Consider the following 23,632-nt stretch of genomic DNA (forward strand, 5'->3'; position numbering starts at 1 on the left):
GGTGGGCGGCGTGTCGCGGGTGTCGGTGGTTCGTGCCACCCTGGTGGGCATGTGCGGCAGGTATGCGACCACTGCGAATCCGGCGACACTCGCGGCCGACCTCGATGCGATCAACGAGGCGGGCGAGGAGGAGAGTCCGCCCGACTACAACGTGGCGCCCACCACGCAGGTCCTGACGGTCGTCGACCGCCACGACGCCCGGCGGATCCGGCGGATGCGGTGGGGGCTCGTGCCGTCGTGGACGAAGGAGCTCGGCAAGGGGCCGGTGCTGTTCAACGCGCGAGCGGATTCGGTCGACAACAAACCGGCCTTCCGGAACGCGTTCAAGTACAAGCGCTGCCTCGTTCCGATGGACGGCTGGTACGAGTGGCAGACCGAGGTCGATGCGGCGGCCGCCGGGAAGAAGTCGGGCAAGGCGAAGAAGATCCCGTACTACATGTCGCCGGAGGACGGCTCGCGCCTGTACATGGCGGGGCTGTGGTCGGTCTGGCACGATCCCGCGGTCGCGGAGTCGCCCCCGGTTCTGAGCTGCAGCATCATCACGGTCGACTCAGCCGCCCAACTCGAGAACGTGCACGACCGGATGCCGCTGGTGATGCCCCGCGACCGCTGGACCGCATGGCTCGATCCCGAGCATCCCGCGTCGACGGATCTGCTCGAGGTGTCACCCGACGCCATCGCCGATATCACCGTCCGGCGGGTGTCCACGCTGGTGAACAGTGTGAAGAACAACGGACCGGAACTCCTCGACCCGGACGCGGCCGGTCGTGACGAGGCACAGGTGGGGGAGCAGATCAGCCTGCTGTGACCGCCGCGGTGACGGCGCCGCTGAGCCGCACCAGGTCGGCGGGCGCGAGTTCGATCTCGAGTCCGCGCCTGCCGGCGCTGCACAGCACCCGGTCCCAGTCGAGAGCCGACGCGTCGACGACCGTCGGGAGTGCCTTGCGCTGGCCGAGCGGTGAGATGCCGCCGAAGACGTACCCGGTGGAGCGCTCCGCCTCGGTGCGTTCCGCCATCACGGCCTTGCCCGCGCCCAGCGCCGCGGCCGCCGCCTTCAGCGACAGTTTCTCCGGCACCGGCACGACCGCCACCGCCAGCTTGCCGGTGTCGAGTTTGATCACCAGCGTCTTGAAGACCTGGTGGGCGGTGACGCCGACCGTCTCGCCCAGGGCGTCGACGGCCTCCGAACCGTACGATTCCGCCCGCGCATCGTGCGCGTAGCTGTGCACGTTGTGGTCGATGCGGTGTTCGACGAGCAGCTTCGTCGCGGGAGTGGCAGTTCCGGCCATGGACAGACACTCTGCCACGCGGTCGGGAACACAGCGGACGGGAGGCGTGTTGGTACCTGCAGAAGAACAGTGCATCGAAGGGAGTGGTCCGTATCGTGATGTCCTCGGTGATGGAGCCCACGTCGCGTTTGCAGTTGGCGGTAACGTTGACGCCCACGGCGACCGAAGGGATCAGCGTGCAGGAACATGACCGTCCGACGGCAGACCAGGCCGAGCCACAGGACGAGTTGATCGCGCGTTTCGAAAGGGATGCGCTCCCACTTCTGGATCAGCTGTACGGCGCTGCTCTGAGGATGACCAGGAACCCGGCGGACGCCGAGGACCTCGTGCAGGAAACGTACGTGAAGGCCTACACGGCGTTCCGTTCGTTCCGCGAGGGCACCAACCTCAAGGCATGGCTGTACCGGATTCTCACGAACACGTACATCAACTCGTACCGCAAGAAGCAGCGCCAGCCCGCGCAGTACCCCACCGACGAGATCACCGACTGGCAGCTGGCGGCGACGGCGGAACATTCGTCGACCGGTCTGCGGTCCGCCGAGGTCGAGGCCCTGGACGCGCTCCCCGACGACGACATCAAGGAAGCACTCCAGGCCCTGCCGGAGGAGTTCCGGATGGCCGTCTACTACGCCGACGTCGAGGGATTCCCCTACAAGGAGATCGCCGAGATCATGGGCACCCCGATCGGGACCGTGATGTCGCGACTGCACCGCGGGCGCAAGCAGCTCCGGGGTCTGCTCGCCGATGTCGCACGCGAACGTGGATTCAACCGTGGGGGCACCGACGAGGTGCCCGGCGACAGTGTAGTGAGCACGGAGCAGGAGGTTTCTCGGTGAGCGAGCAGGACGAATTCGAGCAGCTCGACTGCTCCGCCGTCATCGCGGACGTCTGGCTGATGCTGGACCGTGAATGCGACGAGGCGTCGAGGGCGCGGCTGCAGAGGCACCTCGACGAGTGCGGGTCGTGCCTCGAGGCGTACGGGATCGAGGAGAAGGTGAAGAGCCTCGTGAACCGCAAGTGCGGTGGGGAGCACGCGCCGGAAAGTCTGCGTCAGAGGCTCTCCATCGAGTTGCGGCGGACAATCCTGATCACGAACACCGAACCAGACGCATAACTCGTCAGAACAGCAATCAGGGGCCGGAAAGCATCGCTGCTTTCCGGCCCCTGGTGCGTTCTACGGCGCGTCAGGCGTTGGGACGCTTGCCGTGGTTTGCGGCGTTGCCCTTGCGACTGCGCTTCTTACGACCACGCTTACCCATGAGTAGATCTCCCTTCTTTTCACCACAGTCTTCCACGTGTGGTTGGGTGTCCTTGCAACAGGGCTTTCTCGACACCCGGGAGTGAAGGATCACAATGGCAGAAGACGTGCGCGCCGAAATGGTTTCGACGGTGTATCAGGTTGTGGTGAGCGCGGGTGACGAGGTGAAGGAGGGTGACACCCTCGTCATCCTGGAGTCGATGAAGATGGAGATCCCCGTCATCGCCGAAGAGCCCGGCACGGTCACCTCCGTGGACGTCAAGGTCGGCGACGTGATCCAGCAGGGCGATCTGATCGCTGTCATCTCCTGAGCTGACACCCACCGACGATGTCCACACTGAGTGACCTGCTCGCCGAACACACCGACCTGCCCGGCGAGGCCGTCGATCATCTCCAGCGCGTCGTCGGTGAATGGCAGTTGCTCGCCGACCTCTCCTTTGCGGACGTTCTGCTCTGGGTCGGAACGGATTCCGCGGCCACCAACCCCACCGGCACCGTGATCTGCGTCGCGCACTGCAGACCCACCACCGCGTCGACCGCGTTCCCGGAGGACGTCGTCGGGACCGTCGTGTCGGAGTCGGAACACCCGCAGGTGCTGCAGGCGCTGCTCGAGGGCCGCGTCGTGCGCCCCGAGGACGGCGGCGGGCACGAGGGTCTGCCGCCGCGCGGAGAGGCGGTCCCGGTGCGGTGGAACGGCGAGGTCATCGCGGTCCTGAGCCGGGACACCAACCTGTCGCACCAGCGGGCGCAGAGCCCGCTCGAGGTCGCGTATCTCGACTGCGCCGAGGATCTGTGCCAGATGATCAGCGACGGCACCTTCCCGATCCGGGAGGCCCGGTCGGACACCAACTCGAGTCCCCGTGCCGGCGACGGCTTCATCCGTCTCGACACCGACGGCAGCGTGGTCTACGCGAGTCCCAATGCGCTGTCGGCCTACCACCGGATGGGTCTGAGCTCGGACCTGATCGGTCAGAACCTCGCCGCCACCACGCGCTCGCTCGTGACGGACCCGTTCGAGTCGCAGGAGGTCGCCGGGTACATCCGCGACACCATCGCCGACAAGCCGGGTCGTCGCATGGAGATCGAAGCCAGGGGAGCGACCGTGCTGCTCCGGGCGCTGGTCCTCAAACCCGGCGGGAAGCGGGTGGGCGCCGCTGTCGTCGTGCGGGACGTCACCGAGGTGAAGAGGCGGGATCGCGCCCTGCTCAGCAAGGACGCGACGATCCGCGAGATCCATCACCGGGTGAAGAACAATCTGCAGACCGTGGCGGCGCTCCTGCGACTGCAGGCCCGGCGCACCAACAACGAGGAAGCCCGGCAGGCGCTGAGCGAATCGGTGCGCCGCGTCACCTCGATCGCCCTGGTGCACGACACACTGTCGATGTCGGTGGACGAGGAAGTGAACCTCGACGAGGTCGTCGACCGCCTCGTGCCGATCCTGTCGGACGTGGCGACGGTGAGCACGCCGATCAAGGTCCGCCGGGAGGGTAGCTTCGGGGTGTTCTCCGCGGAGCGGGCCACGCCACTGGTGATGGTGCTGACCGAACTCGTGCAGAACGCGATCGAGCACGCCTTCGAACCCGGCGCGCCGGGGACGGTCACCATGAGGGCCGAACGCTCCGCGCGGTGGCTGGACGTCGTGATCCACGACGACGGCAGGGGATTACCACCCGGTTTCAGCCTCGAGCGGTCCGACCGTCTCGGTCTGCAGATCGTCCGGACCCTGGTGGCCGCCGAGCTGAACGGTTCCCTCGGGCTGCATCCCGGGGCGGACGGTGGCACGGATGCCGTGTTACGCGTACCGCTGGGCCGTCGTGGGCCCCGGTACTGACCGGCGGGCAAGCAAAAGGCCCGGCACCATGTGGTGCCGGGCCCGTCTCCTTCTGAAGTGTCAGACGGTGGTGCGGGCACGCGTCCGAGCGTTGCGGCGCTTGAGTGCGCGTCGCTCGTCTTCGCTCATGCCGCCCCACACGCCGGCGTCCTGGCCCGACTCGAGTGCCCACGAGAGGCATTCGGCGGTCACCGGGCAGCGGTTGCAGACAACCTTGGCATCAGCAATCTGCGCGAGGGCCGGACCGCTGTTGCCCACAGGGAAGAACAACTCGGGGTCTTCGTCGCGACAGATTGCCTTGTGGCGCCAGTCCATCCTTCTGCTCCTTAACTGGGTGCGAAATGCACCGTTTCGTCTTCATGAGTTCATGTGTGCGTAGAGAATGTTTCCGCACTGTTGCTTGTGAATGCTTTCACGAACTGGCGGGATGTCAATAGAAAACCGCCGCACCGTGGGGGAGCTCACGTACTTAGGCTGCCCTTCGAGGCGCGCCGTCCTTTGTACCTCGTGCAGGCACTTCCCGCTAGGTGAAAACGGGGATTCTCGAGAATTGCTCAGGGTCGCGCCGGGGCGACCACATCCAGCGCCTCGGGCACCGACACGAACTCGACGACATTGCGCAGTCCGATGTAGTCGCCGTCCATCTGCAGTCCGATGGGCTCCGACGCGGAGATCCGCACGGACGGCACGTCGTCGACCCGGACCAGCTTCTTCGCCTTCGGACGGGTTCCGGGAGTCAGCAGCTGGCGGGCCACCCGCAGCGTGGTGAGGATCGCGGTGGACCGCATCGCGAAGACACCGAGGCCCGTGTCGTAGGTGGTGTCGGGATTCGTGTGCACTTCCCGCTTGTTCAGATACGTCCAGGGACTCGCGTTCGACACGAATGCGTAGTGGACACCCTCGACCGGGTCGTGATCGGGAACCTCGACGGTGAGCGTCGGCTCCGCATATTTCGACCGGAAGAACACGCGCACCGCCGCGCGGACATATTGCGCCGGTGTGGCCGGGCGCCCGTTCTTGCGGTGCATGTCGACCGCCTCACACACCTGGGCGTCCCAGCCGAGGCCGGCGTTGAACGTGAACCAGCGGTTGTCGCAGTGCGCGAGCCCGATCCTGCGCCGCTGCCTGCGGGCGAGCAGATCGATGAGCTGGTTGGTGGCGTCCACCGGGTCCGGCGCGATGCCGAGCGAGCGGGCGAACACGTTCGCCGACCCGCCGGGGACGACGGCGATCGGGGGAATCGGCCCCACCGTCACCGCGCTCATCGACTTCGGTACCGGGGTGCCGAGCAGTCCGTTGACCACCTCGTTCACGGTGCCGTCGCCGCCGTGGACGATGATCAGACCCATCCCGTCCACGCAGGCCTGCTGCGCCAGTTCGGCGGCGTGGCCGCGGTGTGCCGTGTGCGCGACCGTCAACCGCACCCGGCTCGACAGTGCATGGGCGAGGAGATCACGCCCGGCCGGGGTCGTCGATGTGGCATTGGGGTTGACGATCAGCAGCGCGCGCACGGGGCCCAAGCCTAGCGGGGGCGGCACGTGTCACCGTCCGAGGCCGCCGGCGACGGGGTGTTCTAGGCTGGCCGACGTGCCGAAGCCGTCTCTCAGCAAGTCCACGCCCACCACGGTCCGCGCGGCGGGCGCCCTGGTGTCGCTCGAGGGCGCGGTGGCGGTCGGCGTCGCCGTGGTGCTGGTGATCCGGGGACTCCTCGGGCACGACCAGAGCGTCAGCAGTGGATACGGCACCGCGGCCTGGTTCGCGATTCTCGGCGGCGCGGTGTTCGCCGCCGGGCTCGCCCTGATCTTCGGCCGGCGCTGGGGGCGGGCGATCGCGATCGTCGCCCAACTCCTCCTGCTACCGGTGGCGTGGTCGCTGCTCACCGATTCGCACCAGCCGTTCTTCGGTGTGCTGCTCGGAGTCGTCGTCGTGGCGGCCCTCGGGTGCCTGTTCAGCAGTCCCACGTCGAAGTGGATGGCTGCCGAGTACGGCCAGGAGGCCGACGCCGACAACCCGTCGGACCGCTAACTCACCTCGGACGCGAGGCGGGCGAGCGGATCCCCGGTGAGCCGATAGGTGGTCCATTCGTCCTGCGGGTGCGCGTCCAGCGACTCGTAGAACGCGATCGACGGCTTGTTCCAGTTGACCACCGACCACGACAGTCGCGTGTAGCCGTTGTCGACGCACTCCTTCGCGAGTGTGGCGAGCAGGGCCTTGCCGTGCCCGGAACCGCGCTCCGACGGGCTGACGAACAGGTCCTCGAGGTAGATGCCGTGCGTTCCGTCCCAGGTGGAGAAATTCCGGAACCACACCGCGATCCCGACGACCCGGTCGTCGTCGTTCGCCGCGACGTGGGCGAAGGTCGACGGCTGCGGACCGAACAGGGCGTCGTCGATCTGGTCGGCGGTGACGGTGCACTCGTCACGGGCCCGCTGGTGTTCGGCGAGTTCGTAGATCATCGCGGTGATCGCAGAGACGTCCTCGGGTACTGCGCGTCTGATCATCGGGCACCTTCCTCGCTCGTGACGTTGTGGCTGACCACCTGTTGTGCCCCGTGCTCGAAGCCGAGGACGGAGTACGCACCCGGCGACATCGCGAACCGGCGTCCCTCGCTGATCGGAAGCTCCGCCCAGCGGGCGATGAGCGCGCGCGAGAAGTGTCCGTGCCCGACGAGGATCACGTCACGGTCCACGAGTTGCGAATGCGCGACGGACAGGACGAGGTCGCACCGGGTGTGCACCTGCTCGGCCTGCTCACCGCGAGGGCACGGGTGCGTCCACACGGTCCAGTCCGGCACCTGCTGCCTGATCTCGGGGGTCGTCATGCCCTCGTAGATCCCGTAATCCCATTCGGCGAGCGCGTCCCAGGTGCGCTGAATCTTCAATCCCGCCAGCTCCGCCGTCTCCCGGGCGCGTTGCCGCGGACTGACGATGACGAGGGGGTCGCGCAGTTCGAGGGCGTCCATCGCCGGACCTATCCGCCGCGCCTGGGCTTCACCCAGTTCGGTGAGGTGGACGTCGGTTCGACCGGTGTGTTTACCCCAACGGGCCCATTCCGTTTCGCCGTGTCGGAGGAGGACGATCCGACGGCCGCGCGGCGAATCACTGGGTGGCATCCATCCATCATGGCAGTCAATCTGCGTGTATGGCTCGCCTCCGGGGACGAAGTAGGTAAGGATCGAGCCGTGACAACGGTTCTTGCAGTGGCAAATCAGAAGGGTGGGGTCGCGAAGACCACCACGGTCGCTTCTCTCGGCGCAGCCCTCGTGGGGCTGGGCCAGAAGGTTCTGGTGGTGGATCTCGACCCGCAGGGATGCCTGACGTTCTCCCTCGGGCACAACCCGGACCGCCTGGACGCCTCCGTCCACGAGGTGCTGACAGGTGATCTGGCGGCGCAGGAGGCCGTGATCGACACCGAGGACGGTGTCGCTCTCCTGCCTGCGACGATCGACCTCGCGGGTGCGGAAGCGTTGCTGCTCATGCGTCCCGGTCGCGAGTTCGCCCTCAAGCGCGCTCTGGCGCCGCTGCTGGACGACTACGACACGATCATCATCGACTGCCCGCCGTCTCTCGGTGTGCTCACGCTCAACGGGCTCACGGCGGCGCAGTCGGTACTGGTGCCGCTGCAGTGTGAGACGCTCGCCCACCGCGGTGTGGGGCAGTTGCTGCGGACGGTCACCGAGGTACAGCAGATCACCAACCCCGACCTGGTGCTGCTCGGAGCACTGCCGACGCTGTACGACGCACGCACGACGCACAGCCGGGACGTGCTCTCCGACGTGTCCGACCGCTACAACCTGCCGGTTCTCGCTCCGCCGATCCCGCGGACGGTGCGATTTGCGGAGGCCACGGCGTCGGGTGCCACCGTGCTGGCGGGGCGCAAGAACAAGGGTGCCCAGGCGTACCGGGACCTGGCCGAGAATCTCGCCAAGCACTGGGCGGGATCCGAGCTCGCTACGTTTTCGCCTGGAAGTGCCGAGTAAGTTCTTCCGGCGTCGGATTCCACGCGGCGGGCCAATCCTGTTGGCGTAACTGGGCGTCCGTGCCCCCGTCGGCGAAGACGACGCTGCCGCAGAACAGTGTCGAGCCCGGTCCGAGCAGGAACTCGACGAGCGCGGCGATCTCGTCCGGACGTCCGCGCCTGCCCAGCGGCACCGGATAGAAGTCCAGCGCCTTCGCCAGTTCGGGGTCGAGGTCGTCGCCGCTGGTCATCGGCGTGTCGATCATTCCCGGCGCGATCGCGTTGAGTCGTATGCCGTTGCCGATCCACTCCGGCCGTACCGCTTCACGCCGAATCCACCAGGCCAGCGCGAGCTTGGACGCCGGGTACGCCGGGATGGCGGTCACGTGGTCGCCGATGCGCACCGCCTCCGTCTCGTCGCCGTCGAGGCACGCGGTCACCAGATTCTCGGGAATCCCCGGCTGCGTGGTGGTGCTGCTCGACGAGATCACCACCACCGAGGCGCCGCCCGCGCGCTCGAGGGCGGGCTTCAGGGCCGTCACGAGTTCCACGGCCCCGAAGTAGTTGACCGCGACGAGCCTGCCGCCCGGGACGTGCGACAGCGAGCCGAGTCCGGCGCAGCAGACGAGACCGTCCACGACTCCGCCGCTCGCCTCGGACACGGCGTCGGCCGCCGCGGTTCGTCCGCCGGGGGTCGACAGGTCGGCGGTCACGTCGGTGTGTGCGAGGTCGACTCCGATGACGGTATGACCGCCGGACTCGAGCGTGCGGCGGCTCGCCGCCCCGATGCCCGAGGCGGCGCCGGTGATCACGTAGGTTGCCATGCCGTGAATTAGAACACGTTACAGATCGCGGTGGTGCGGACTTCGGACTCCGATTCACGCGTGCCGGAATCCGCGTCGGCGTAGTGGGCGCGCAGTCCCGTGACGCCGGGCGCCCGGTCCTCGTGCAGCACGAACCGGGCGTCGTAGTCGCCGCCGTTCTGGGAGCGGAAAGGCAACGGCGCGTCGGTGAACAGGCCGGACAGGCGATCGATCAACCGGGCCGCGACACCCGGATAGTGCTCGGCGGGCAACCGGTCCGCGCTGTCGATCAGAACCGGGGGCACCACCGACATCCCCGTGTACCAGAAGATTCCGTGGTGGATCGGGAACAGGAGTTCGTCCATCTGGCCGTTGATCCCACGCGGGCCCGCACTGTCGGCGCTGCCGCCGAAACTGACGACCGTCATCGCGCGCTTGCCGGCCAGGGTGCCGTCGCCGTACCGCCGGGTGGAGCCGTCCTCGCTGCGCAGTCCGTAGCCGTAACCCTCGACGAAGACCCGGTCGAACCAGCCCTTGAGGATCGCGGGCATGCCGTACCACCACAGCGGGAACTGCACGATCACCGCGTCGGCCCACGCGAGCTTGCGCTGCTCGGCGCGGATGTCGGGGGCCAGGGTGCCCTCGGTCAGGGCCCGGCCCGACCGCGCGCCGACGAGGAGGCGGTGGTGGGGGTTGTGTCCGAAATCGCCAGCCGTCACCACCGGGTTCCATCGCATCTCGTACAGGTCCGATGTCCGGATGTCGTGGCCGGCACCGCGCAGGGCCGCGAGGGCGTCGCCGCGGAGGGCCGCGTTCAGGGACTTCGGCTCGGGATGTGCCGATACCCACAGGATCTTCATGGTTCACCTTCCGCTCGGTCGTCCTGACCCTCCGATCATGGACGCGGGGCTGCGGTCGCGACAGTTGCCGATGAGACGATATGTGAAATAATCGGGCCATGTCCGAATCGAGAGGCGGGCGGACCGGGCGCCGTCATCGCGTGGTCGTGTTCGTGCGCGACGGTCTGCTCCCGATCGAGTTCGGGATCGTCCACCGACTGTTCGGTGAGGCGCGGTCGCGGGACGGCGAGCCGCTGTACGAGGTCCTCACGTGCGCCCTCACCCCCGGCGAGGTCCGGACCGACACCGACGTGACGCTCTCGGTCGAGCACGGTCCGGCGCTGCTCGGCACGGCCGACACCGTCGTGATCCCGGCATCCGATCAGGACTACGACCCTCCGGAGGGCGGACGCCTGCCCCGTCGCCTCGCGGACGCCCTCGCGTACATTCGCCCGGACACGCGGGTGGCATCGATCTGCACGGGCTCGTTCGTCCTCGCGGCGGCCGGCCTGCTCGAGAAACGGCGTGCCACGACGCACTGGAAGTCGGCGGACGCGTTCCGGCGGCTGTACCCCGACGTGCACCTGGACCCCGGCGTGCTCTACACACACGACGGCAGCGTGCTCACCGCCGCCGGCGTCGCATCCGGAATCGATCTGTGCCTGTACATGATTCGTCTCGACCACGGTGCGTCGGTGGCCAACGAGGTGGCACGGGGAACGGTCGTGCCCCCTCATCGCAGCGGCGGTCAGGCGCAGTTCATCACCGAGCCCGTCCCGGAGGCCGACGGTGCGTCCACGGCGCGAGCGCGGGCCCGGGCGCTGTCGCATCTCGATCAACCGCTGTCGCTGCGGGAGCTGGCCGCGTGGGAGTCGATGAGCGTGCGCACGTTCACCCGGCGATTCCGGGCCGAGACCGGGATGTCGCCGACTCAGTGGATTCTCGAACAGCGGATCATCCGTGCCCGCGAACTGCTGGAGAACACCGACCTGCCGGTGGACGGCGTGGCCGCGGCTGCGGGATTCGGCACCGCGACGTCTCTGCGACAGCACCTCTCGCGCACGGTCGGCGTCTCGCCGTCCGCATACCGCGCCACTTTCCGTTGACGGCATGCTCATTCGTCCAAGTGCGGGGGGAGTGCACGGCGCTAACGTCGGGGCCATGACAGTCTCGGATACGCCTCGAAGCAACACCCTGACGATGCGGGCGCAGCCGCTCCTCGCCGTCGACGACGTCGAACGCGCAGGCGAGTGGTACCGGAAGGTCCTGGACGCGCGCAGCGGCCACGGCGGACGGGACTACGAGCAACTCCTCGTCGACGGGCACATGATCCTGCAACTGCACCGGCTCGACGAGGGCCACCACCACGGCACCCTCGGCGACCCTGCGCTCCCGCGGGGAAATGGGGTGGCGATCTGGTTCGAGACCCCCGACTTCGACGGCACCGTCGCGCGGGTGCGGGAGGTAGGTGCCGACGTGGTCACGGACGTGCACGTCAATCCCAATGCGGGACATCGCGAGATCTGGATCCGCGACCTCGACGGCTATCTGGTGGTGTTCGCCGAACCCGGGTGAGGGGCGACCTCAGCGCAGCGCCACGACATCATCGCCGCGTTGCTCGAGCACGATGTCGCCGGCCACCGTCGTGATGATCGGCCCCGCCGCGGCGTCACGCGTCACCGGGATCGTGCGAAGCAACGCGCCGGTCGACAGGTCGAGCACGGCGATGCCGGATTCCACCGGGACCAGCAGGTTTCCGGCCATCACAGCTCCCGGGCCGAGAGCGCCGGGGAAGATCCAGCGCGGTGCGAGATCGGATGCGCCGAGCGACACCACGTCCGTACCGGTCCACCAGGTGACCACCGAACTGCTCGTCGACGTGACGGGATCCGGTCCGACCCGTTGGGAGAGCGCGTATTCGGACACGGCGTTGCCGGTGCCGTCGAACAGGCCGATCCGCGGTCCGTACGACGTGCCCGCGGGGAGGTAGACGGCCGTGGTCTCGCCCGACACCCCGAGGATGCGCGCACCCTCGACACCGGCATCCACCCCCGCCAGGACGCTCGACCCGTACTCCTCGGGCTCCTGATTGTCCTTCGGCGACGGGTTCATGACCGTCAGACGATCGGCCACCTCGCCGGGGCAGCGCTCGAGAACGGACAGCCTGCTGCTGCTCGAACCGACGTCGATCAGCGTGCATCCGGCGCGTGGCTGTTTCTTGGGATTCACGGGCGCGTCCACCCGTCCGTATTCGACGGTGCGGACGAGGTCGGAGCGCCACAATTCCAGCCTGCGGTCGCCGAGGGACGCCACATACGTTCCGTCGGCCTTCAACGTCACCTCGGAATCGGCGTCGCTGCTCCGCTGCGCCAGGCGCTCGCCGGTACCACCGTCGAGTTCGGTGACCTGGGAGCAACCGCGGTCGTCGCGGTAGACGGCCACGACCTTCTCCCACGACGCCGTCACACTGCACAGGTCGAGATCACGCTCGTACCGCCACAGCTCGGTACCCGACATCCGGTCCCGTCCCACGACGTCCCCGCCGTCCGCGGTGACGACCGCACCACCGACGGCGAGGGGTGCGGTGGTGGCGGAACTGGCGGAATCCCAGATCGGGTTCAGCGTATCCGGAACCGTCAGGGCTGTGACGAGCGCAGGCGGCGGTTCGGCGGCGGTGACCGAGGTGGTGCCCCGGGCATCGCTGCGGAACCACACCACGGTGAGGGCGACCACGACCGCAACGGCGATTCCGGCAGCGACGACGAGATCGGCGCGCGAGCGCCGCTCAGGTGCCAGCACGGTGGCTGTTTACTCCGCGTTCGTCGCGGCGGCGCCGACCTTCGTGGTCCGGCGGCGGCGACGCCGGCGGGGCTTGGAGGCACCCTCGCCGTCGGTGTCCCCGCTCGAAGCGGCGGATTCGGGTGCCGTCGGCTCCGGCGACACGGACTTGGGTCCCACGGAGTCCGCGGGGCGGCCACCACGGGTGCGGCGGCGGGTGCGGGTGCGGGCCGGACGCTCCGTGCGCTCGGCTTTCTTGCCCCGCTCGGAATCGGTGTTCTCGCTTTGCTCCGTGCCCGTCTTTTCGCTCGGCTCGGATGCGACCTTCTCCACCCGGGGGCGCTTGATCGTGCCGGTCGCGCCGGCCGGGATCGACAGCTCCTCGAACAGGTGCGGGGAGCTGGAGTACGTCTCCGCGGGATCGGGGATGCCGAGGTCGAGAGCCTTGTCGATGAGCTGCCAGCGGGGGATGTCGTCCCAGTCCACCAGCGTCACGGCGATGCCGGTGCGGCCCGCCCGGCCGGTGCGGCCGATCCGGTGGACGTACGTCTTCTCGTCCTCCGGGCACTGGTAGTTGATCACGTGGGTGACGTCGTCGATGTCGATACCGCGGGCCGCGACGTCCGTTGCGACCAGCACGTCGATCTTGCCCGTGCGGAACGCCTTCAGCGCCTTCTCGCGAGCGACCTGATTGAGGTCGCCGTGGACCGAGCCGACGGAGAAACCGCGCTCGGCGAGATCGTCGGCGACCTTCTGGGCGGTGCGCTTGGTGCGGGTGAAGATCATCGTCGCACCGCGGCCGTCGGCCTGCAGCACGCGGGCCACCATCTCCGCCTTGTCGAGTGCGTGCGCCCGGTAGATGTGCTGGCTGGTCCGGTCGTGCACCGCCGAGTCGTCGGCCTGCTCGGCGCGGATGTGCGTCGGCTGGGTGAGGAACGTGCGGGCGAGCGTGATGATCGGACCCGGCATGGTCGCCGAGAACAGCATCGTCTGCCGCTTGTCCGGCACCATTCCGAGGATGCGCTCGATGTCGGGCAGGAAGCCCAGGTCGAGCATCTCGTCGGCCTCGTCGAGGACGAGGACCTCGACCTTGCCCAGGATCAGATGACCCTGGTTGGCGAGGTCGAGCAAACGGCCCGGGGTGCCCACGACGACGTCGGCGCCCTTCTGGAGCGTCGCGATCTGCGTCTCGTAGGGGCGGCCACCGTAGATGGCGAGGACCTCGAGCTTGTTCTTCTCGCCCTTCAGGTACTTCGCGGCGCCCTCGAGGTCCTTCGTGACCTGGATGCACAGCTCGCGGGTGGGGACGATGACCAGCGCGCGGGGAGTGCCGTCGAGTGCGGCCGTCCCGGTGGTGCCACTGGAGATGCGGTGGAGAAGCGGGACGCCGAAACCGAACGTCTTGCCCATGCCCGTGCGGGCCTGACCGATCAGGTCGTCGCCGGCGAGGGCGAGGGGGAGCGTCAGCTCCTGGATTGCGAACGTGCGCTCGATGCCGATCTCGTCGAGAGCGCGGACGATCTCGTCACGAACTCCGAGCTCGGCGAAGGTGGGGGCGACGTGCGTGGAGTCGAGTTGCGCCGACAGCGTGGTCTCGGTTGCGTCGTCTTCATGGTCGACGGTGATCTTGCTCAGGGGACTGGCCTTCCTCGTAGCTGCACGCACGCACGAGGTAAGGGCCAGGCCGCTGGTCGGCCCGATTTCCCAGTCGACGCTCGTCGATGTCCTCTTCCGAGTCGATCCTGCCTCTGCCTCAGCGCAGAAATCGAAGATTTCGGCGAGGCGCGGCTGGGACCGTCGATCAGGTGCGCGCACATTATCGGTGGGAACCGCTGATCGGATCGTGATCGATCATCACTCAAACCGCGTTCTCCGTGGAGGCGAACGTGGTGACGAGCGGTTGCCCATGATCATTGTAGCCGGAGAACGCCCCAGAACCGGTTACGCATGGCAAACATCACTGGCTGACACACTAGGCTGTGGCGCCATGGAGCCCAACACGCCTGCATCCTCTGATTCCACCATTCCCGCTGATCACCCCGGCGTCAGTGAACTCTTCGCGGTCCTCGCGTACGGCGAGATCTCCGCGTTCTACCGGCTGTCCGAGGACGCGCAGATGGCGCGGACCCTGCAGGGCAAAGTGGCGCTCGCCAGCATGGCGGCCGCCGAGATGGGCCACTTCGAGATGCTCGAGAAGGCGCTGACCGCGCGTGGGTTCGACATCTTCGAGGCGATGGATCCGTTCGTCCGCGCCCTGGACAACTACCACGCGTCCACCACCCCGTCGACGTGGCTCGAGGCACTGGTGAAGGCGTACGTCGGTGACGGGATCGCCGCCGACTTCTACCGCGAGATCGGGCACTCGCTGCCCGCCGAGGTCTCGCGGACGGTCGAGGAGGTGCTTTCGCAGACCGGCCACTCGGAATTCGTCGTCCACGAGGTGCAGCAGGCGATCAAGGCCAGCAACCGCGACAAGGACCGCCTCATGCTGTGGGGCAGGCGACTGCTCGGCGAGGCCATCACCCAGGCACAGTTCGTCCTGGCGCAGCGGGAGGCGCTGACCGAACTCGTCATCTCCGCGTCCGGCGACCTCAACGGTGTCGTCGCGCTCTTCGATCGCATGCAGGAGATGCACGCCGAACGCATGGCCGTGCTCGGGCTCGTGTGAGGTGTGACGGCATGTTCGCTCAGGGCACAGCCCGCAGACGCGCACCGGCGGCGGCCGCTGCATTAGCCTTGCCAGGACAGCTGATGTTTCTCGGAGAGTTCGGAGGTTGACCGTGGAGGTCAAGATCGGTGTAATCGACAGCCCGCGTGAGCTCATCGTCAGCAGCGAGCAGACCCCGGACGAGGTCGAGACATTGGTCTCGGACGCCCTCACCGGTGGCGACGGGATCCTGTCTCTGCAGGACGACAAGGGACGCAAGTACCTCGTGCAGTCCAGCAAGATCGCCTACGTGGAGATCGGCCCGTCCGATATCCGCAAGGTCGGATTCGCGCCGACCAAGTGAACACACGAGAAAGGGCCCGCAGTCGACTCGACTGCGGGCCCTTTCTCGTGCACGGTGCTAGCGCTGTTCGGGATGCAGCGGCACGCGGGACAGACCGCCCCACGCGAGCGTGACCGTCGTGTCGACCGCTTCTTCCTTCGGGATCGGGCGCGCCGCCTCGAGCCAGTACCGCGCGGTGAACTGGCTGGCGCCGACCAGGCCGACAGCGAGGATGCGGGCGCGGTAGGGGTCGAGACCGGAGTCGTGGCTGACGAGGTCGAAGACGGCGTCCACGCACGCCTCGGTGGCCTGCTCGACGCGGCTCTGCACCTGCGGTTCACCCATGAGGTCCGACTCGAACACGAGCCGGAATCCCTGCGAGTCGTTGTCGACGAAGTCGAAGAACGCCTGCACCGCGGCGCGGACACGCTGCTTGTTGTCCGTGGTCGAGCGCAGTGCCTGCCGGACGCCGGAGATCAGGCTGTCGACATAGCTCTGCAGCACCGCCACGTACAGCTCGAGCTTGCCGGGGAAGTGCTGGTAGAGGACGGGCTTGCTCACACCGGCGCACTCGGCGATCTCGTCCATACCGGCAGCGTGGTATCCGCGTGTGACGAAGACCTCGCTGGCTGCGGCGAGTAGCTGCAGTCGCCGGGCGTCGCGGGGGAGTCGCGTGCTGCGACGGGCCCCGGTGCCCTTTCCGGGGGTGGCATCGCGATCGGAGTTCGTCCGATCCGCGAGTTCAGTCATAGCGCTTCCAATCTGCACAAGTATTCCGCGTCACATTCTGTGTAACTGTGTGAACGATACCCGCGCGTAGTGAACCGTTCATGGTGGACTCGCTGGACTCGCCCGGTCAAGCATATTGCCTGACCGGTAACTGGGACCAGGTAGGGGGCGGGGGCGCCAGGTGATCCGGGTAGCCGCGACGTTGCGGATCGCATCCGCGTGACACGCCGAATGACCTGCGGACGGTGCGCTGGGACGAGGCGGTGCCGGACTGTGAGATTCTGGGCTGCGTGACTGACCGAGGAGGACCGCGTGTTCGCGGCCGGGCTCCCCAGAGCTCCGAGGACGGGGAGCGACGATCGCGCAGCATCGACCAGCGTGACGTCCGTCCCCGCGCTTCGCAGTCGGCACCGAAGGCGCAGTCGCATCAACCGCTCCGCGCGCAATGGGACCCGACCAGCCGCGACGTCGGCAGGCCCCGGAACCCGCGCCCCGAGCGGCAGGCGAGGAAGCAGAGTCGCATCGGCCGGTTCGTCTCCACCTACGGTTGGCGGGCCTACGCGATCCCGATCCTGCTGGTGGTCACGGTTCTCGTCGTGGTCGACGCGGTCCGGGACACCGGCGGTGGCAGCGAGACGACGGCCGAGACCGACACCCCCGGATTCGGCACCCTGTCCCGGGACACCGACGGTTCGAGCGTCATCGGGATCCCGCCGGAGGCCGACGGTAACTTCGCCGCCGAACTTCCCGCGGGCGCGCTGCCCGAGGGAGGTCCGTTCACGGCGGTCGGCGCTGGCACCTGGCACGTGGTTCCTGGAAGCGGGACCAAGGTCGGGCAGGGCACCGAACGCGAATTCACGTACAGCGTCGAGATCGAGGACGGGGTCGACACGTCCGGATTCGGCGGCGACGAGTCGTTCGGGCGGATGGTCGACCAGACGCTGTCGAATCCGAAGAGCTGGACGAAGGACCCGCGGTTCGCGTTCCGCCGCGTCGACCAGGGCGACCCCGACTTCCGGGTGTCGCTGACGTCGCAGATGACCATCCGCGAGGCGTGCGGCTACGACATCCAGCTGGAGGTGTCCTGCTACAACCCCGGAATCGATCGCGTCGTCCTCAACGAGCCGCGCTGGGTGCGCGGTGCCATCGCGTTCCAGGGCGACATCGGGTCGTACCGGCAGTACCAGATCAATCACGAGGTCGGGCACGCCATCGGCTACCAGGACCACCAGCCGTGCGAGACCGAAGGCGGCCTCGCGCCGGTGATGATGCAGCAGACGTTCGGGACGGCCAACAACGACATCGCGCAACTCGACCCCGAGGGAATCGTCCCGATGAACGGTCTGACCTGCCATTTCAATCCGTGGCCGTTCCCGAGGGCGTGAGCCGGGCCCGCCCCGCGCGACTGCCGGCGGGAGGGGAAGAATGGACCCCGTCGGAACGTTGAAGTCAATGCTGTCCGACACATCGGAAGCTGTCGCGCAATCGTCAGGAGTGGACCGTGTCGCTTGACCGTTCTGTGAAGACCACCGAGGCACTGCCGCCACTGGTGGAACCGGACGCCGAACTTTCCCGCGACGAGGTGGCGCGGTACAGCAGGCACCTGATCATCCCGGACGTCGGCATGGCGGGGCAGAAGCGTTTGAAGAACGCGAAGGTCCTCGTCATCGGCGCGGGCGGCCTCGGCTCACCCGCTTTGCTCTATCTTGCGGCGGCCGGTGTCGGGACACTCGGCATCGTCGAGTTCGACGAGGTCGACATGTCGAATCTGCAGCGACAGGTGATCCATGGCCGGTCCGACGTGGGCCGTCCCAAGGCCGAGAGTGCGCGCGACTCGATCCGTGAGATCAACGACAACGTCGACGTCCGGTTGCACGAGTTCCGGCTCGAGCCCGACAACGCCGTCGAATTGTTCGAGCAGTACGACCTGATCCTCGACGGCACCGACAACTTCGCCACCCGGTACCTCGTCAACGATGCCGCCGTCCTCGCGCACAAGCCGTACGTGTGGGGCTCGATCTACCGATTCGAGGGCCAGGCGTCCGTGTTCTGGGAGGACGCGCCGAACGGTCGCGGACTCAACTATCGCGACCTGTACCCGGAGGCGCCCCCGCCGGGCATGGTCCCGTCGTGCGCCGAGGGCGGGGTGCTGGGTGTGCTCTGCGCGTCGATCGGTTCGATCATGGCCACCGAGGCGGTCAAGTTGATCACCGGCATCGGGGAGTCGCTGCTCGGGCGACTGATGGTCTACGACGCACTCGACATGACCTACCGCACCATCACACTGCGCCGGGATCCGGCGCGGACCCCCGTCACCGAACTGATCGACTACGACGCGTTCTGCGGCGTGGTGTCCGACGAGGGGCAGGCGGCGGCGGCCGGTTCGACCATCACGGCCACGGAGCTGCGCGATCTCCTCGACTCCGGCAAGGACATCGAACTGATCGACGTGCGCGAGCCGGTCGAGTGGGACATCGTGCACCTGCCCGGTGCGGTGCTGATCCCGAAGGACCGCATCCTGTCGGGCGAGGCGCTGTCGGAGCTTCCGCAGAACAAGCCGATCGTGCTGCACTGCAAGACCGGGGTCCGGTCGGCGGAGGCGCTGGCCGCACTGAAGAAGGCCGGCTTCTCCGACGCCACGCATCTGCAGGGCGGCGTGATCGCGTGGGCGAAACAGGTCGACACCAGCCTGCCTGTCTACTGACCTTCGCCGTGGCGTGATTGCCCGTCCCCGGGCCAGCGCGCCTTGCGCTGTCCCCGGCCCACCCGGCGGTAGCGTTGAGTCCGTGAGCACAGGCCAACCCCCTCAACACGTGTGCTCCACGTTCGGCCTCCGGGAAGTCGAGCCCATCCCACTCGGTGCGGACTGGGACGGCGGGTGGCTCTGTGGAGACGTAGTCCTGTCAGCCGTCGCCGACCACGCGCGCGCCGCGTGGTCCGCCAAGGTCCGCGAGACGCTCGAGGTGGACGGGGTGCGGCTTGCGCGTCCCGTGCGGTCCACCGATGGCAGGTATGTGGTGTCCGGGTGGCGCGCCGACACGTTCATCGAGGGCACACCCGAGCCGCGTCACGACGAGGTCGTGTCGATGTCGGGGCGGCTCCACGCCGCGACCTCGCAGCTCGACCGTCCCCGGTTCCTCGTCCAACCCCCGGTCGCGCCGTGGGCGGAGGTCGACGTGTTCGTGGCGGCGGACCGGGCCGCCTGGGAGAAGATCCCGCTGCGCAGCGCGAAGGGTGCCGAACAGCTCGAGACGCCGTCCCCCGACGGTCGCAAGAGCCTGGAACTGATCACCGGGCTCGCGACGCTGCGCAAGCCCGTCACCAGCCCGGACCAGTTGGTACACGGAGACCTGTTCGGCACCGTCCTGTTCGCCGGTGCCCTCGCACCCGGCATCACCGACATCACCCCGTACTGGCGTCCCGCGTCGTGGGCGGCGGCGGTGGCCGTGGTGGATGCGATTTCCTGGGGTGGAGCCGACGAGGCCCTCATCGGCCGTTGGGAAGATCTGCCCGAATGGCCGCAGATGCTTCTGCGTGCGGTGCTGTTCAGGCTCGCCGTCCACGTGCTGCACCCCCGCTCGACCGCAGAAGCGTTTCCCGGACTCGCCCGCACGGCCGACGTGGTGCGCCTCCTCCTCTAGGTGAGTAGCTCCGCGAACAGATCGCGGGCGGCCGTGGTCGCGGCGGACTCGTCCCCGTCGATCACCGCCCGGATCAGACGCCCGTGCTCGTCGTGGAACCCCGCGCCGGTCGCGTGCACGTGCCGGTCGACGGTCTGGGCGATCGAGGGCAGTAGCGAGTCGTAGAACTCCAGATACACGGCGTTGTGACTCGCTTCGACGATCGCGCGGTGCAGGCTGATGTCCGCCGCGACGGCGGCCTCCGTGTCGGATTCGGCCCAGCACCGGGAGCGTTCGTCGAGGAGGTTCTGCAGGCGAGCGACGTCGTCCGGGGTGCGGCGCCGGGCGGCGAGGGCGGCGGCGGTGACGTCGAGCGCCTGCCGCAGTTCCGTGACGTCGCGCTCGTGCGCGCCGGCGAAGTACTTGCCGAGTGTGCCCCCGACGTCGGAGGTGGCGACGACGTACGTGCCGGATCCCTGCCGCCGTTCGAGCAGCCCGGTGTGGACGAGCGCCTGCACTGCCTCGCGGACGGTGTTGCGTCCGGTTCCAGTGAGGTCGGACAGCGCGGTCTCGGTGGGGATCCTCTCGCCGACCGCCCACCGACCACTGCAGATCTCGTCGCGCAGCTGCTCGGTGACCTGTGAGATCAGACTCGAACGGCGCACGGGTTTTCCAAAGGTCATCCTGTCATCCTATGATTTATCTCGTGACTCTTCTACGCGGCCGCCTCCTCGTCTTCTGTGCGATCGCCATGTCTGCCCTCGTGCTGAGGCTGGCGGTCACCTCGTTCACCCCGCTGGCCTCGCAGATCCGGGAGGACATCGGGTTCTCACCGACCGTCGTCGGGGTGTTCGGGATGGTGCCGACGGCCATGTTCGCGCTGTTCGGACTGGGAACGCCGCTCATCGCCAAGCGGTGGGGCCTGGAACGGACCGCCCTCGTCGCGATGCTGATGGCCGCGGTCGGCATGCTCACGAGAGCCCTGATGAGCGACACCTGGTCGTTGCTGGCACTGTCGGCGCTCGCGCTGGCCGGCATGGGCATCGGCAACGTGGTGATTCCGCCGCTCGTCAAGCGTTACTTCTCCGACCGGCTGGCCGTGATGAGCTCGGTGTACATCGTCGGCGTGCAGATCGGCACCATCGCGCCCGCCTTCGTGGCCGTCCCGCTCGCCGAGGCCTTCGGCTGGCGGTTCTCGATCGGCGTCTGGGCGCTCCTCGGCTTCGCCGCGGCGGTCCCGTGGATTTTCCTTCTCACCCGCGAACGACGTCGCGCCGTGGTCGTGACCGCGCAACCGCCCGCGGATGTGCCGGCCGACCGTCCCCACGGGAAGGCCTGGCGATCGCCCGTCGGCTGGGGAATGGCCGGCATGTTCGGGATGACGTCGATGATCACGTACTCGATGTTCACCTGGATCCCCGACATCCTGTCCGACGCCGGCGCGAGCGAGGCGTTCGGGGGAGCCATGGTCGGTCTGTTCTCGTTCATGGGTCTCGTCGCGGCGTTCGGGGCCCCCACGCTGTGTGCCCGGATGCGCAACCCGTTCCCGATCGTGATCGGGTGTGCGGTCTGTTACCTCGTGGCCTTCAGTGGACTGCTGCTCGCCCCGATGAGCGCGCCGATCCTGTGGATCGTGCTGCTCGGGCTCGGGCCCAGCACGTTCCCGATGTCGCTGACGCTGATCAATCTCCGCACGCGCAGCCACATCGGCTCGGCGACGCTGTCCGGTTTCACCCAGGGAGTGGGTTACGCCGTCGCGTGCCTCGGGCCGTTACTGTTCGGGGTGTTCCACGATGCCTCCGGCGGGTGGACCCTGTCGTTCGGATTCTTGACGTTCGGTGTGGTGATCCTCCTCATCGCAGCGTTCCAGGCGTGCAAGCCGCGCATGCTCGAGGACAGCTGGCACGTCGATTCCGAGCCTGAGGACGCTCTTCGACACGCCTAGGAAACATGCAGGAAACCTCACATCGGCCTGGCTGAAAAGTGAGGATCAGTTGACGTTGCGGTCACCGACCGCAGCACCGCCGCAACACCGGTTTTCTACCTTTGGGTCTCCCACACAACGAGGAGGCCCGGGTGAAGAAGCACTACATCGAGCACTGGGACGCGGAAGACGTCGACGCCTGGGAGGCGGGCGGCAAGGACATCGCCAAGCGGAACCTGATCTGGTCGGTGGTCGCTGAGCACGTCGGCTTCTCCGTCTGGTCGATCTGGTCCGTCATGGTGCTGTTCATGCCGACCGACATCTACGGGATCGACGCGGCGGGCAAGTTCTTCCTCGTCGCGGTCCCGACCCTCGTCGGCTCGATTCTGCGCATCCCGTACACGGTGGCGACGGCCCGATTCGGCGGCCGCAACTGGACCGTCTTCAGTGCCCTCGTCCTGCTCGTGCCGACGCTGTTCACCCTGTACCTGATGATGAACCCCGGCGCGTCCTACACGACGTTCATCCTCGTGGCCGCACTCGCCGGCGTCGGCGGCGGCAACTTCGCCTCGTCGATGACCAACATCAACGCGTTCTACCCGCAGCGACTCAAGGGCTGGGCACTCGGCCTCAACGCCGGCGGCGGCAACATCGGCGTCCCGATGATCCAGGTGATCGGCCTGCTCGTGATCGCCACCCTGGGTAACACGGAGCCCTGGATCGTCTGCGCCGTCTACCTCGTCTTCATCGCCGTCGCCGCGGTCGGCGCCGCCCTGTTCATGGACAACCTCGGCAACCAGAAGTCCGATCTCCGGTCGATGGCCAAGGCGCTGAAGTTCTCCGACTCGTGGGTCATCAGCTTCCTCTACATCGGCACGTTCGGATCGTTCATCGGCTTCAGCTTCGCGTTCGGCCAGGTCCTGCAGATCAACTTCCTCGCCGGTGGCGCCACCCCCGCCGCGGCCGCGCTGCACGCCGCGCAGATCGCCTTCATCGGACCGCTGCTCGGCTCCATCGCGCGGCCGATGGGCGGCAAGCTCGCCGACCGCATCGGCGGCGGCAAGATCACGCTCTACACGTTCGTCGCCATGGCGCTCGCCGCCGCAGTGCTGGTCACCGCCGGCACCGTCGACGACGGGACGCCCGGCGCGGCCACGGCCGGAGTGCTGGTGGCGTTCGTGTTCGGCTTCATCACGCTCATCCTGCTGGCGGGCATCGGCAACGGCTCGGTCTACAAGATGATTCCGTCGATCTTCGAGGCCAAGGCGCAGGGACTCGAGGGACTGAGCCGGGACGCCAAGGCGGCGTGGTCGCGCGCGATGTCCGGCGCCCTCATCGGGTTCGCGGGCGCCATCGGCGGCCTCGGCGGCGTCGGCATCAACCTGGTGCTGCGCGCGTCCTACGGCGGCACCGCGAAGTCCGCGACCATGGCGTTCTGGGTGTTCCTCGCCTTCTACATCGCCTGCATCTTCGTCACCTGGTTCGTCTTCCTGCGCCGCCCGTCCGTCACTCGTGGGCTCACCGTCTCCGACGGCGACGACGAAAAGGTGTCGGTCTCGGCGTGACCTCACGCAGTACCGCATGAACTCGAGTAATTCAGCTAGAAGGAGCGAC

The 23,632-nt window shown here is 67.8% G+C and carries 27 protein-coding genes; 16 read left to right on the forward strand and 11 right to left on the reverse strand.

Features of this window, described 5'->3' with window-relative positions:
* Positions 1-49 precede the first annotated feature (49 nt).
* The gene (locus tag G9373_RS35440) at positions 50-808 is read left to right on the forward strand and encodes an SOS response-associated peptidase (protein ID WP_043787757.1); all 759 of its coding nucleotides are present in this window, start codon (positions 50-52) and stop codon (positions 806-808) included.
* On the opposite strand, the gene ybaK is transcribed toward G9373_RS35440, so the two are convergent.
* Positions 795-1,289: a Cys-tRNA(Pro) deacylase gene (gene ybaK / locus G9373_RS35445; protein WP_005259729.1), complete on the reverse strand. Its 495-nt coding sequence runs from the start codon at positions 1,287-1,289 to the stop codon at positions 795-797. The two genes, G9373_RS35440 and ybaK, sit on opposite strands and share 14 nt — an antisense overlap.
* A gap of 98 nt (positions 1,290-1,387) precedes the next feature.
* On the opposite strand from ybaK, the gene G9373_RS35450 reads away from it, so the two are divergent.
* The 4 genes from G9373_RS35450 (at position 1,388) to G9373_RS35465 (ending at position 4,378) form a co-directional block, all read left to right on the forward strand.
* On the forward strand, positions 1,388-2,125 hold the full coding sequence (locus G9373_RS35450; protein WP_051055340.1) for a sigma-70 family RNA polymerase sigma factor: 738 nt from the start codon (positions 1,388-1,390) through the stop codon (positions 2,123-2,125).
* Complete coding sequence (rsrA, locus tag G9373_RS35455) at positions 2,122-2,403, forward strand: mycothiol system anti-sigma-R factor (RefSeq protein ID WP_005240092.1); 282 nt, start codon at positions 2,122-2,124, stop codon at positions 2,401-2,403. Before G9373_RS35450 ends, rsrA begins: the two co-directional genes overlap by 4 nt.
* 239 nt (positions 2,404-2,642) lie before the next feature.
* Positions 2,643-2,858, forward strand: a complete 216-nt coding sequence (locus G9373_RS35460) for a biotin/lipoyl-binding carrier protein (protein WP_005240095.1) — start codon at positions 2,643-2,645, stop codon at positions 2,856-2,858.
* A gap of 17 nt (positions 2,859-2,875) precedes the next feature.
* The gene (locus tag G9373_RS35465; protein ID WP_005259727.1) at positions 2,876-4,378 is read left to right on the forward strand and encodes a PAS domain-containing sensor histidine kinase; all 1,503 of its coding nucleotides are present in this window, start codon (positions 2,876-2,878) and stop codon (positions 4,376-4,378) included.
* A gap of 60 nt (positions 4,379-4,438) precedes the next feature.
* Here G9373_RS35465 and G9373_RS35470 read toward each other — a convergent pair whose 3' ends face one another.
* Both G9373_RS35470 and G9373_RS35475 read right to left on the reverse strand, forming a co-directional pair.
* A complete protein-coding gene (locus tag G9373_RS35470) occupies positions 4,439-4,693 on the reverse strand; it encodes a WhiB family transcriptional regulator (protein ID WP_005240099.1) in 255 nt (84 codons plus the stop codon).
* 239 nt (positions 4,694-4,932) lie between these two features.
* Positions 4,933-5,889, reverse strand: a complete 957-nt coding sequence (locus tag G9373_RS35475) for a diacylglycerol kinase family protein (RefSeq protein WP_005259726.1) — start codon at positions 5,887-5,889, stop codon at positions 4,933-4,935.
* Between the two features lie 76 nt (positions 5,890-5,965).
* Between G9373_RS35475 and G9373_RS35480 the strand changes: the two genes are divergently transcribed.
* On the forward strand, positions 5,966-6,403 hold the full coding sequence (locus G9373_RS35480) for a hypothetical protein (RefSeq protein WP_005259725.1): 438 nt from the start codon (positions 5,966-5,968) through the stop codon (positions 6,401-6,403).
* On the opposite strand, the gene G9373_RS35485 is transcribed toward G9373_RS35480, so the two are convergent.
* Both G9373_RS35485 and G9373_RS35490 read right to left on the reverse strand, forming a co-directional pair.
* Positions 6,400-6,879: a GNAT family N-acetyltransferase gene (locus tag G9373_RS35485; RefSeq protein ID WP_005562526.1), complete on the reverse strand. Its 480-nt coding sequence runs from the start codon at positions 6,877-6,879 to the stop codon at positions 6,400-6,402. The two genes, G9373_RS35480 and G9373_RS35485, sit on opposite strands and share 4 nt — an antisense overlap.
* Positions 6,876-7,490, reverse strand: coding sequence for an acid phosphatase (locus tag G9373_RS35490; protein WP_005562524.1), 615 nt, complete (start codon positions 7,488-7,490; stop codon positions 6,876-6,878). Before G9373_RS35490 ends, G9373_RS35485 begins: the two co-directional genes overlap by 4 nt.
* Before the next feature lie 69 nt (positions 7,491-7,559).
* Here G9373_RS35490 and G9373_RS35495 point away from each other — a divergent pair, with 69 nt between their 5' ends.
* Positions 7,560-8,357 (forward strand): AAA family ATPase, encoded by a 798-nt coding sequence (locus G9373_RS35495; protein ID WP_005562521.1) that lies wholly within the window; start codon positions 7,560-7,562, stop codon positions 8,355-8,357.
* Here the strand turns inward: G9373_RS35495 and G9373_RS35500 are convergent.
* A complete protein-coding gene (locus G9373_RS35500; protein WP_054247387.1) occupies positions 8,329-9,159 on the reverse strand; it encodes an SDR family oxidoreductase in 831 nt (276 codons plus the stop codon). The genes G9373_RS35495 and G9373_RS35500 overlap by 29 nt on opposite strands.
* Before the next feature lie 8 nt (positions 9,160-9,167).
* Positions 9,168-9,998, reverse strand: a complete 831-nt coding sequence (locus G9373_RS35505) for an NAD(P)H-dependent oxidoreductase (protein ID WP_167119598.1) — start codon at positions 9,996-9,998, stop codon at positions 9,168-9,170.
* Positions 9,999-10,096: 98 nt separating this feature from the next.
* On the opposite strand from G9373_RS35505, the gene G9373_RS35510 reads away from it, so the two are divergent.
* Positions 10,097-11,083: a helix-turn-helix domain-containing protein gene (locus tag G9373_RS35510; protein WP_167119601.1), complete on the forward strand. Its 987-nt coding sequence runs from the start codon at positions 10,097-10,099 to the stop codon at positions 11,081-11,083.
* A gap of 55 nt (positions 11,084-11,138) precedes the next feature.
* Complete coding sequence (locus G9373_RS35515; RefSeq protein ID WP_043787750.1) at positions 11,139-11,552, forward strand: VOC family protein; 414 nt, start codon at positions 11,139-11,141, stop codon at positions 11,550-11,552.
* 9 nt (positions 11,553-11,561) lie between these two features.
* On the opposite strand, the gene G9373_RS35520 is transcribed toward G9373_RS35515, so the two are convergent.
* Together G9373_RS35520 and G9373_RS35525 are read right to left on the reverse strand one after the other, a co-directional pair.
* On the reverse strand, positions 11,562-12,776 hold the full coding sequence (locus tag G9373_RS35520; RefSeq protein WP_167119604.1) for a hypothetical protein: 1,215 nt from the start codon (positions 12,774-12,776) through the stop codon (positions 11,562-11,564).
* Between the two features lie 9 nt (positions 12,777-12,785).
* A complete protein-coding gene (locus tag G9373_RS35525) occupies positions 12,786-14,420 on the reverse strand; it encodes a DEAD/DEAH box helicase (protein ID WP_167119607.1) in 1,635 nt (544 codons plus the stop codon).
* 322 nt (positions 14,421-14,742) lie between these two features.
* Between G9373_RS35525 and G9373_RS35530 the strand changes: the two genes are divergently transcribed.
* A complete protein-coding gene (locus tag G9373_RS35530; protein WP_005240122.1) occupies positions 14,743-15,423 on the forward strand; it encodes a ferritin-like fold-containing protein in 681 nt (226 codons plus the stop codon).
* A gap of 112 nt (positions 15,424-15,535) precedes the next feature.
* Positions 15,536-15,766, forward strand: a complete 231-nt coding sequence (locus G9373_RS35535) for a DUF3107 domain-containing protein (protein WP_005259708.1) — start codon at positions 15,536-15,538, stop codon at positions 15,764-15,766.
* 57 nt (positions 15,767-15,823) lie between these two features.
* Here G9373_RS35535 and G9373_RS35540 read toward each other — a convergent pair whose 3' ends face one another.
* A complete protein-coding gene (locus G9373_RS35540) occupies positions 15,824-16,495 on the reverse strand; it encodes a TetR/AcrR family transcriptional regulator (RefSeq protein WP_005259707.1) in 672 nt (223 codons plus the stop codon).
* Positions 16,496-16,719: 224 nt separating this feature from the next.
* On the opposite strand from G9373_RS35540, the gene G9373_RS35545 reads away from it, so the two are divergent.
* The 3 genes from G9373_RS35545 to G9373_RS35555 all read left to right on the forward strand — a co-directional run bounded on the left by G9373_RS35545 (position 16,720) and on the right by G9373_RS35555 (position 20,115).
* Positions 16,720-17,859: a DUF3152 domain-containing protein gene (locus G9373_RS35545; RefSeq protein WP_005562509.1), complete on the forward strand. Its 1,140-nt coding sequence runs from the start codon at positions 16,720-16,722 to the stop codon at positions 17,857-17,859.
* A 134-nt stretch (positions 17,860-17,993) separates the two neighbouring features.
* Positions 17,994-19,178, forward strand: coding sequence for an adenylyltransferase/sulfurtransferase MoeZ (gene moeZ / locus G9373_RS35550; protein ID WP_005240132.1), 1,185 nt, complete (start codon positions 17,994-17,996; stop codon positions 19,176-19,178).
* Between the two features lie 82 nt (positions 19,179-19,260).
* Positions 19,261-20,115: a TIGR02569 family protein gene (locus tag G9373_RS35555; protein ID WP_005562508.1), complete on the forward strand. Its 855-nt coding sequence runs from the start codon at positions 19,261-19,263 to the stop codon at positions 20,113-20,115.
* Here the strand turns inward: G9373_RS35555 and G9373_RS35560 are convergent.
* Positions 20,112-20,777 (reverse strand): FCD domain-containing protein, encoded by a 666-nt coding sequence (locus G9373_RS35560; RefSeq protein WP_043787748.1) that lies wholly within the window; start codon positions 20,775-20,777, stop codon positions 20,112-20,114. The two genes, G9373_RS35555 and G9373_RS35560, sit on opposite strands and share 4 nt — an antisense overlap.
* Before the next feature lie 11 nt (positions 20,778-20,788).
* On the opposite strand from G9373_RS35560, the gene G9373_RS35565 reads away from it, so the two are divergent.
* Positions 20,789-22,039: an MFS transporter gene (locus G9373_RS35565; RefSeq protein WP_005562506.1), complete on the forward strand. Its 1,251-nt coding sequence runs from the start codon at positions 20,789-20,791 to the stop codon at positions 22,037-22,039.
* A 131-nt stretch (positions 22,040-22,170) separates the two neighbouring features.
* Positions 22,171-23,583, forward strand: a complete 1,413-nt coding sequence (locus tag G9373_RS35570; protein ID WP_005259694.1) for a nitrate/nitrite transporter — start codon at positions 22,171-22,173, stop codon at positions 23,581-23,583.
* Positions 23,584-23,632 lie beyond the last annotated feature (49 nt).

The sequence above is a fragment of the Rhodococcus sp. A14 genome (assembly GCF_011603105.1).
In the GTDB taxonomy this organism is placed as follows: domain Bacteria; phylum Actinomycetota; class Actinomycetes; order Mycobacteriales; family Mycobacteriaceae; genus Rhodococcus_F; species Rhodococcus_F opacus.

Bases quoted from the DNA above. Each gene is read 5' to 3' on its own strand.
- G9373_RS35470 (WP_005240099.1), bottom strand. From the start codon at position 4,693: ATGGACTGGCGCCACAAGGCAATCTGTCGCGACGAAGACCCCGAGTTG.
- G9373_RS35505 (WP_167119598.1), bottom strand. From the start codon at position 9,998: ATGAAGATCCTGTGGGTATCGGCACATCCCGAGCCGAAGTCCCTGAAC.
- G9373_RS35465 (WP_005259727.1), top strand. From the start codon at position 2,876: ATGTCCACACTGAGTGACCTGCTCGCCGAACACACCGACCTGCCCGGC.
- ybaK (WP_005259729.1), bottom strand. From the start codon at position 1,289: ATGGCCGGAACTGCCACTCCCGCGACGAAGCTGCTCGTCGAACACCGC.
- G9373_RS35440 (WP_043787757.1), top strand. From the start codon at position 50: ATGTGCGGCAGGTATGCGACCACTGCGAATCCGGCGACACTCGCGGCC.
- G9373_RS35450 (WP_051055340.1), top strand. From the start codon at position 1,388: ATGTCCTCGGTGATGGAGCCCACGTCGCGTTTGCAGTTGGCGGTAACG.
- G9373_RS35490 (WP_005562524.1), bottom strand. From the start codon at position 7,490: ATGCCACCCAGTGATTCGCCGCGCGGCCGTCGGATCGTCCTCCTCCGA.
- G9373_RS35515 (WP_043787750.1), top strand. From the start codon at position 11,139: ATGACAGTCTCGGATACGCCTCGAAGCAACACCCTGACGATGCGGGCG.
- G9373_RS35460 (WP_005240095.1), top strand. From the start codon at position 2,643: ATGGCAGAAGACGTGCGCGCCGAAATGGTTTCGACGGTGTATCAGGTT.
- G9373_RS35540 (WP_005259707.1), bottom strand. From the start codon at position 16,495: ATGACTGAACTCGCGGATCGGACGAACTCCGATCGCGATGCCACCCCC.
- G9373_RS35485 (WP_005562526.1), bottom strand. From the start codon at position 6,879: ATGATCAGACGCGCAGTACCCGAGGACGTCTCTGCGATCACCGCGATG.
- G9373_RS35530 (WP_005240122.1), top strand. From the start codon at position 14,743: ATGGAGCCCAACACGCCTGCATCCTCTGATTCCACCATTCCCGCTGAT.
- G9373_RS35560 (WP_043787748.1), bottom strand. From the start codon at position 20,777: ATGACCTTTGGAAAACCCGTGCGCCGTTCGAGTCTGATCTCACAGGTC.
- G9373_RS35565 (WP_005562506.1), top strand. From the start codon at position 20,789: ATGATTTATCTCGTGACTCTTCTACGCGGCCGCCTCCTCGTCTTCTGT.
- G9373_RS35510 (WP_167119601.1), top strand. From the start codon at position 10,097: ATGTCCGAATCGAGAGGCGGGCGGACCGGGCGCCGTCATCGCGTGGTC.
- G9373_RS35500 (WP_054247387.1), bottom strand. From the start codon at position 9,159: ATGGCAACCTACGTGATCACCGGCGCCGCCTCGGGCATCGGGGCGGCG.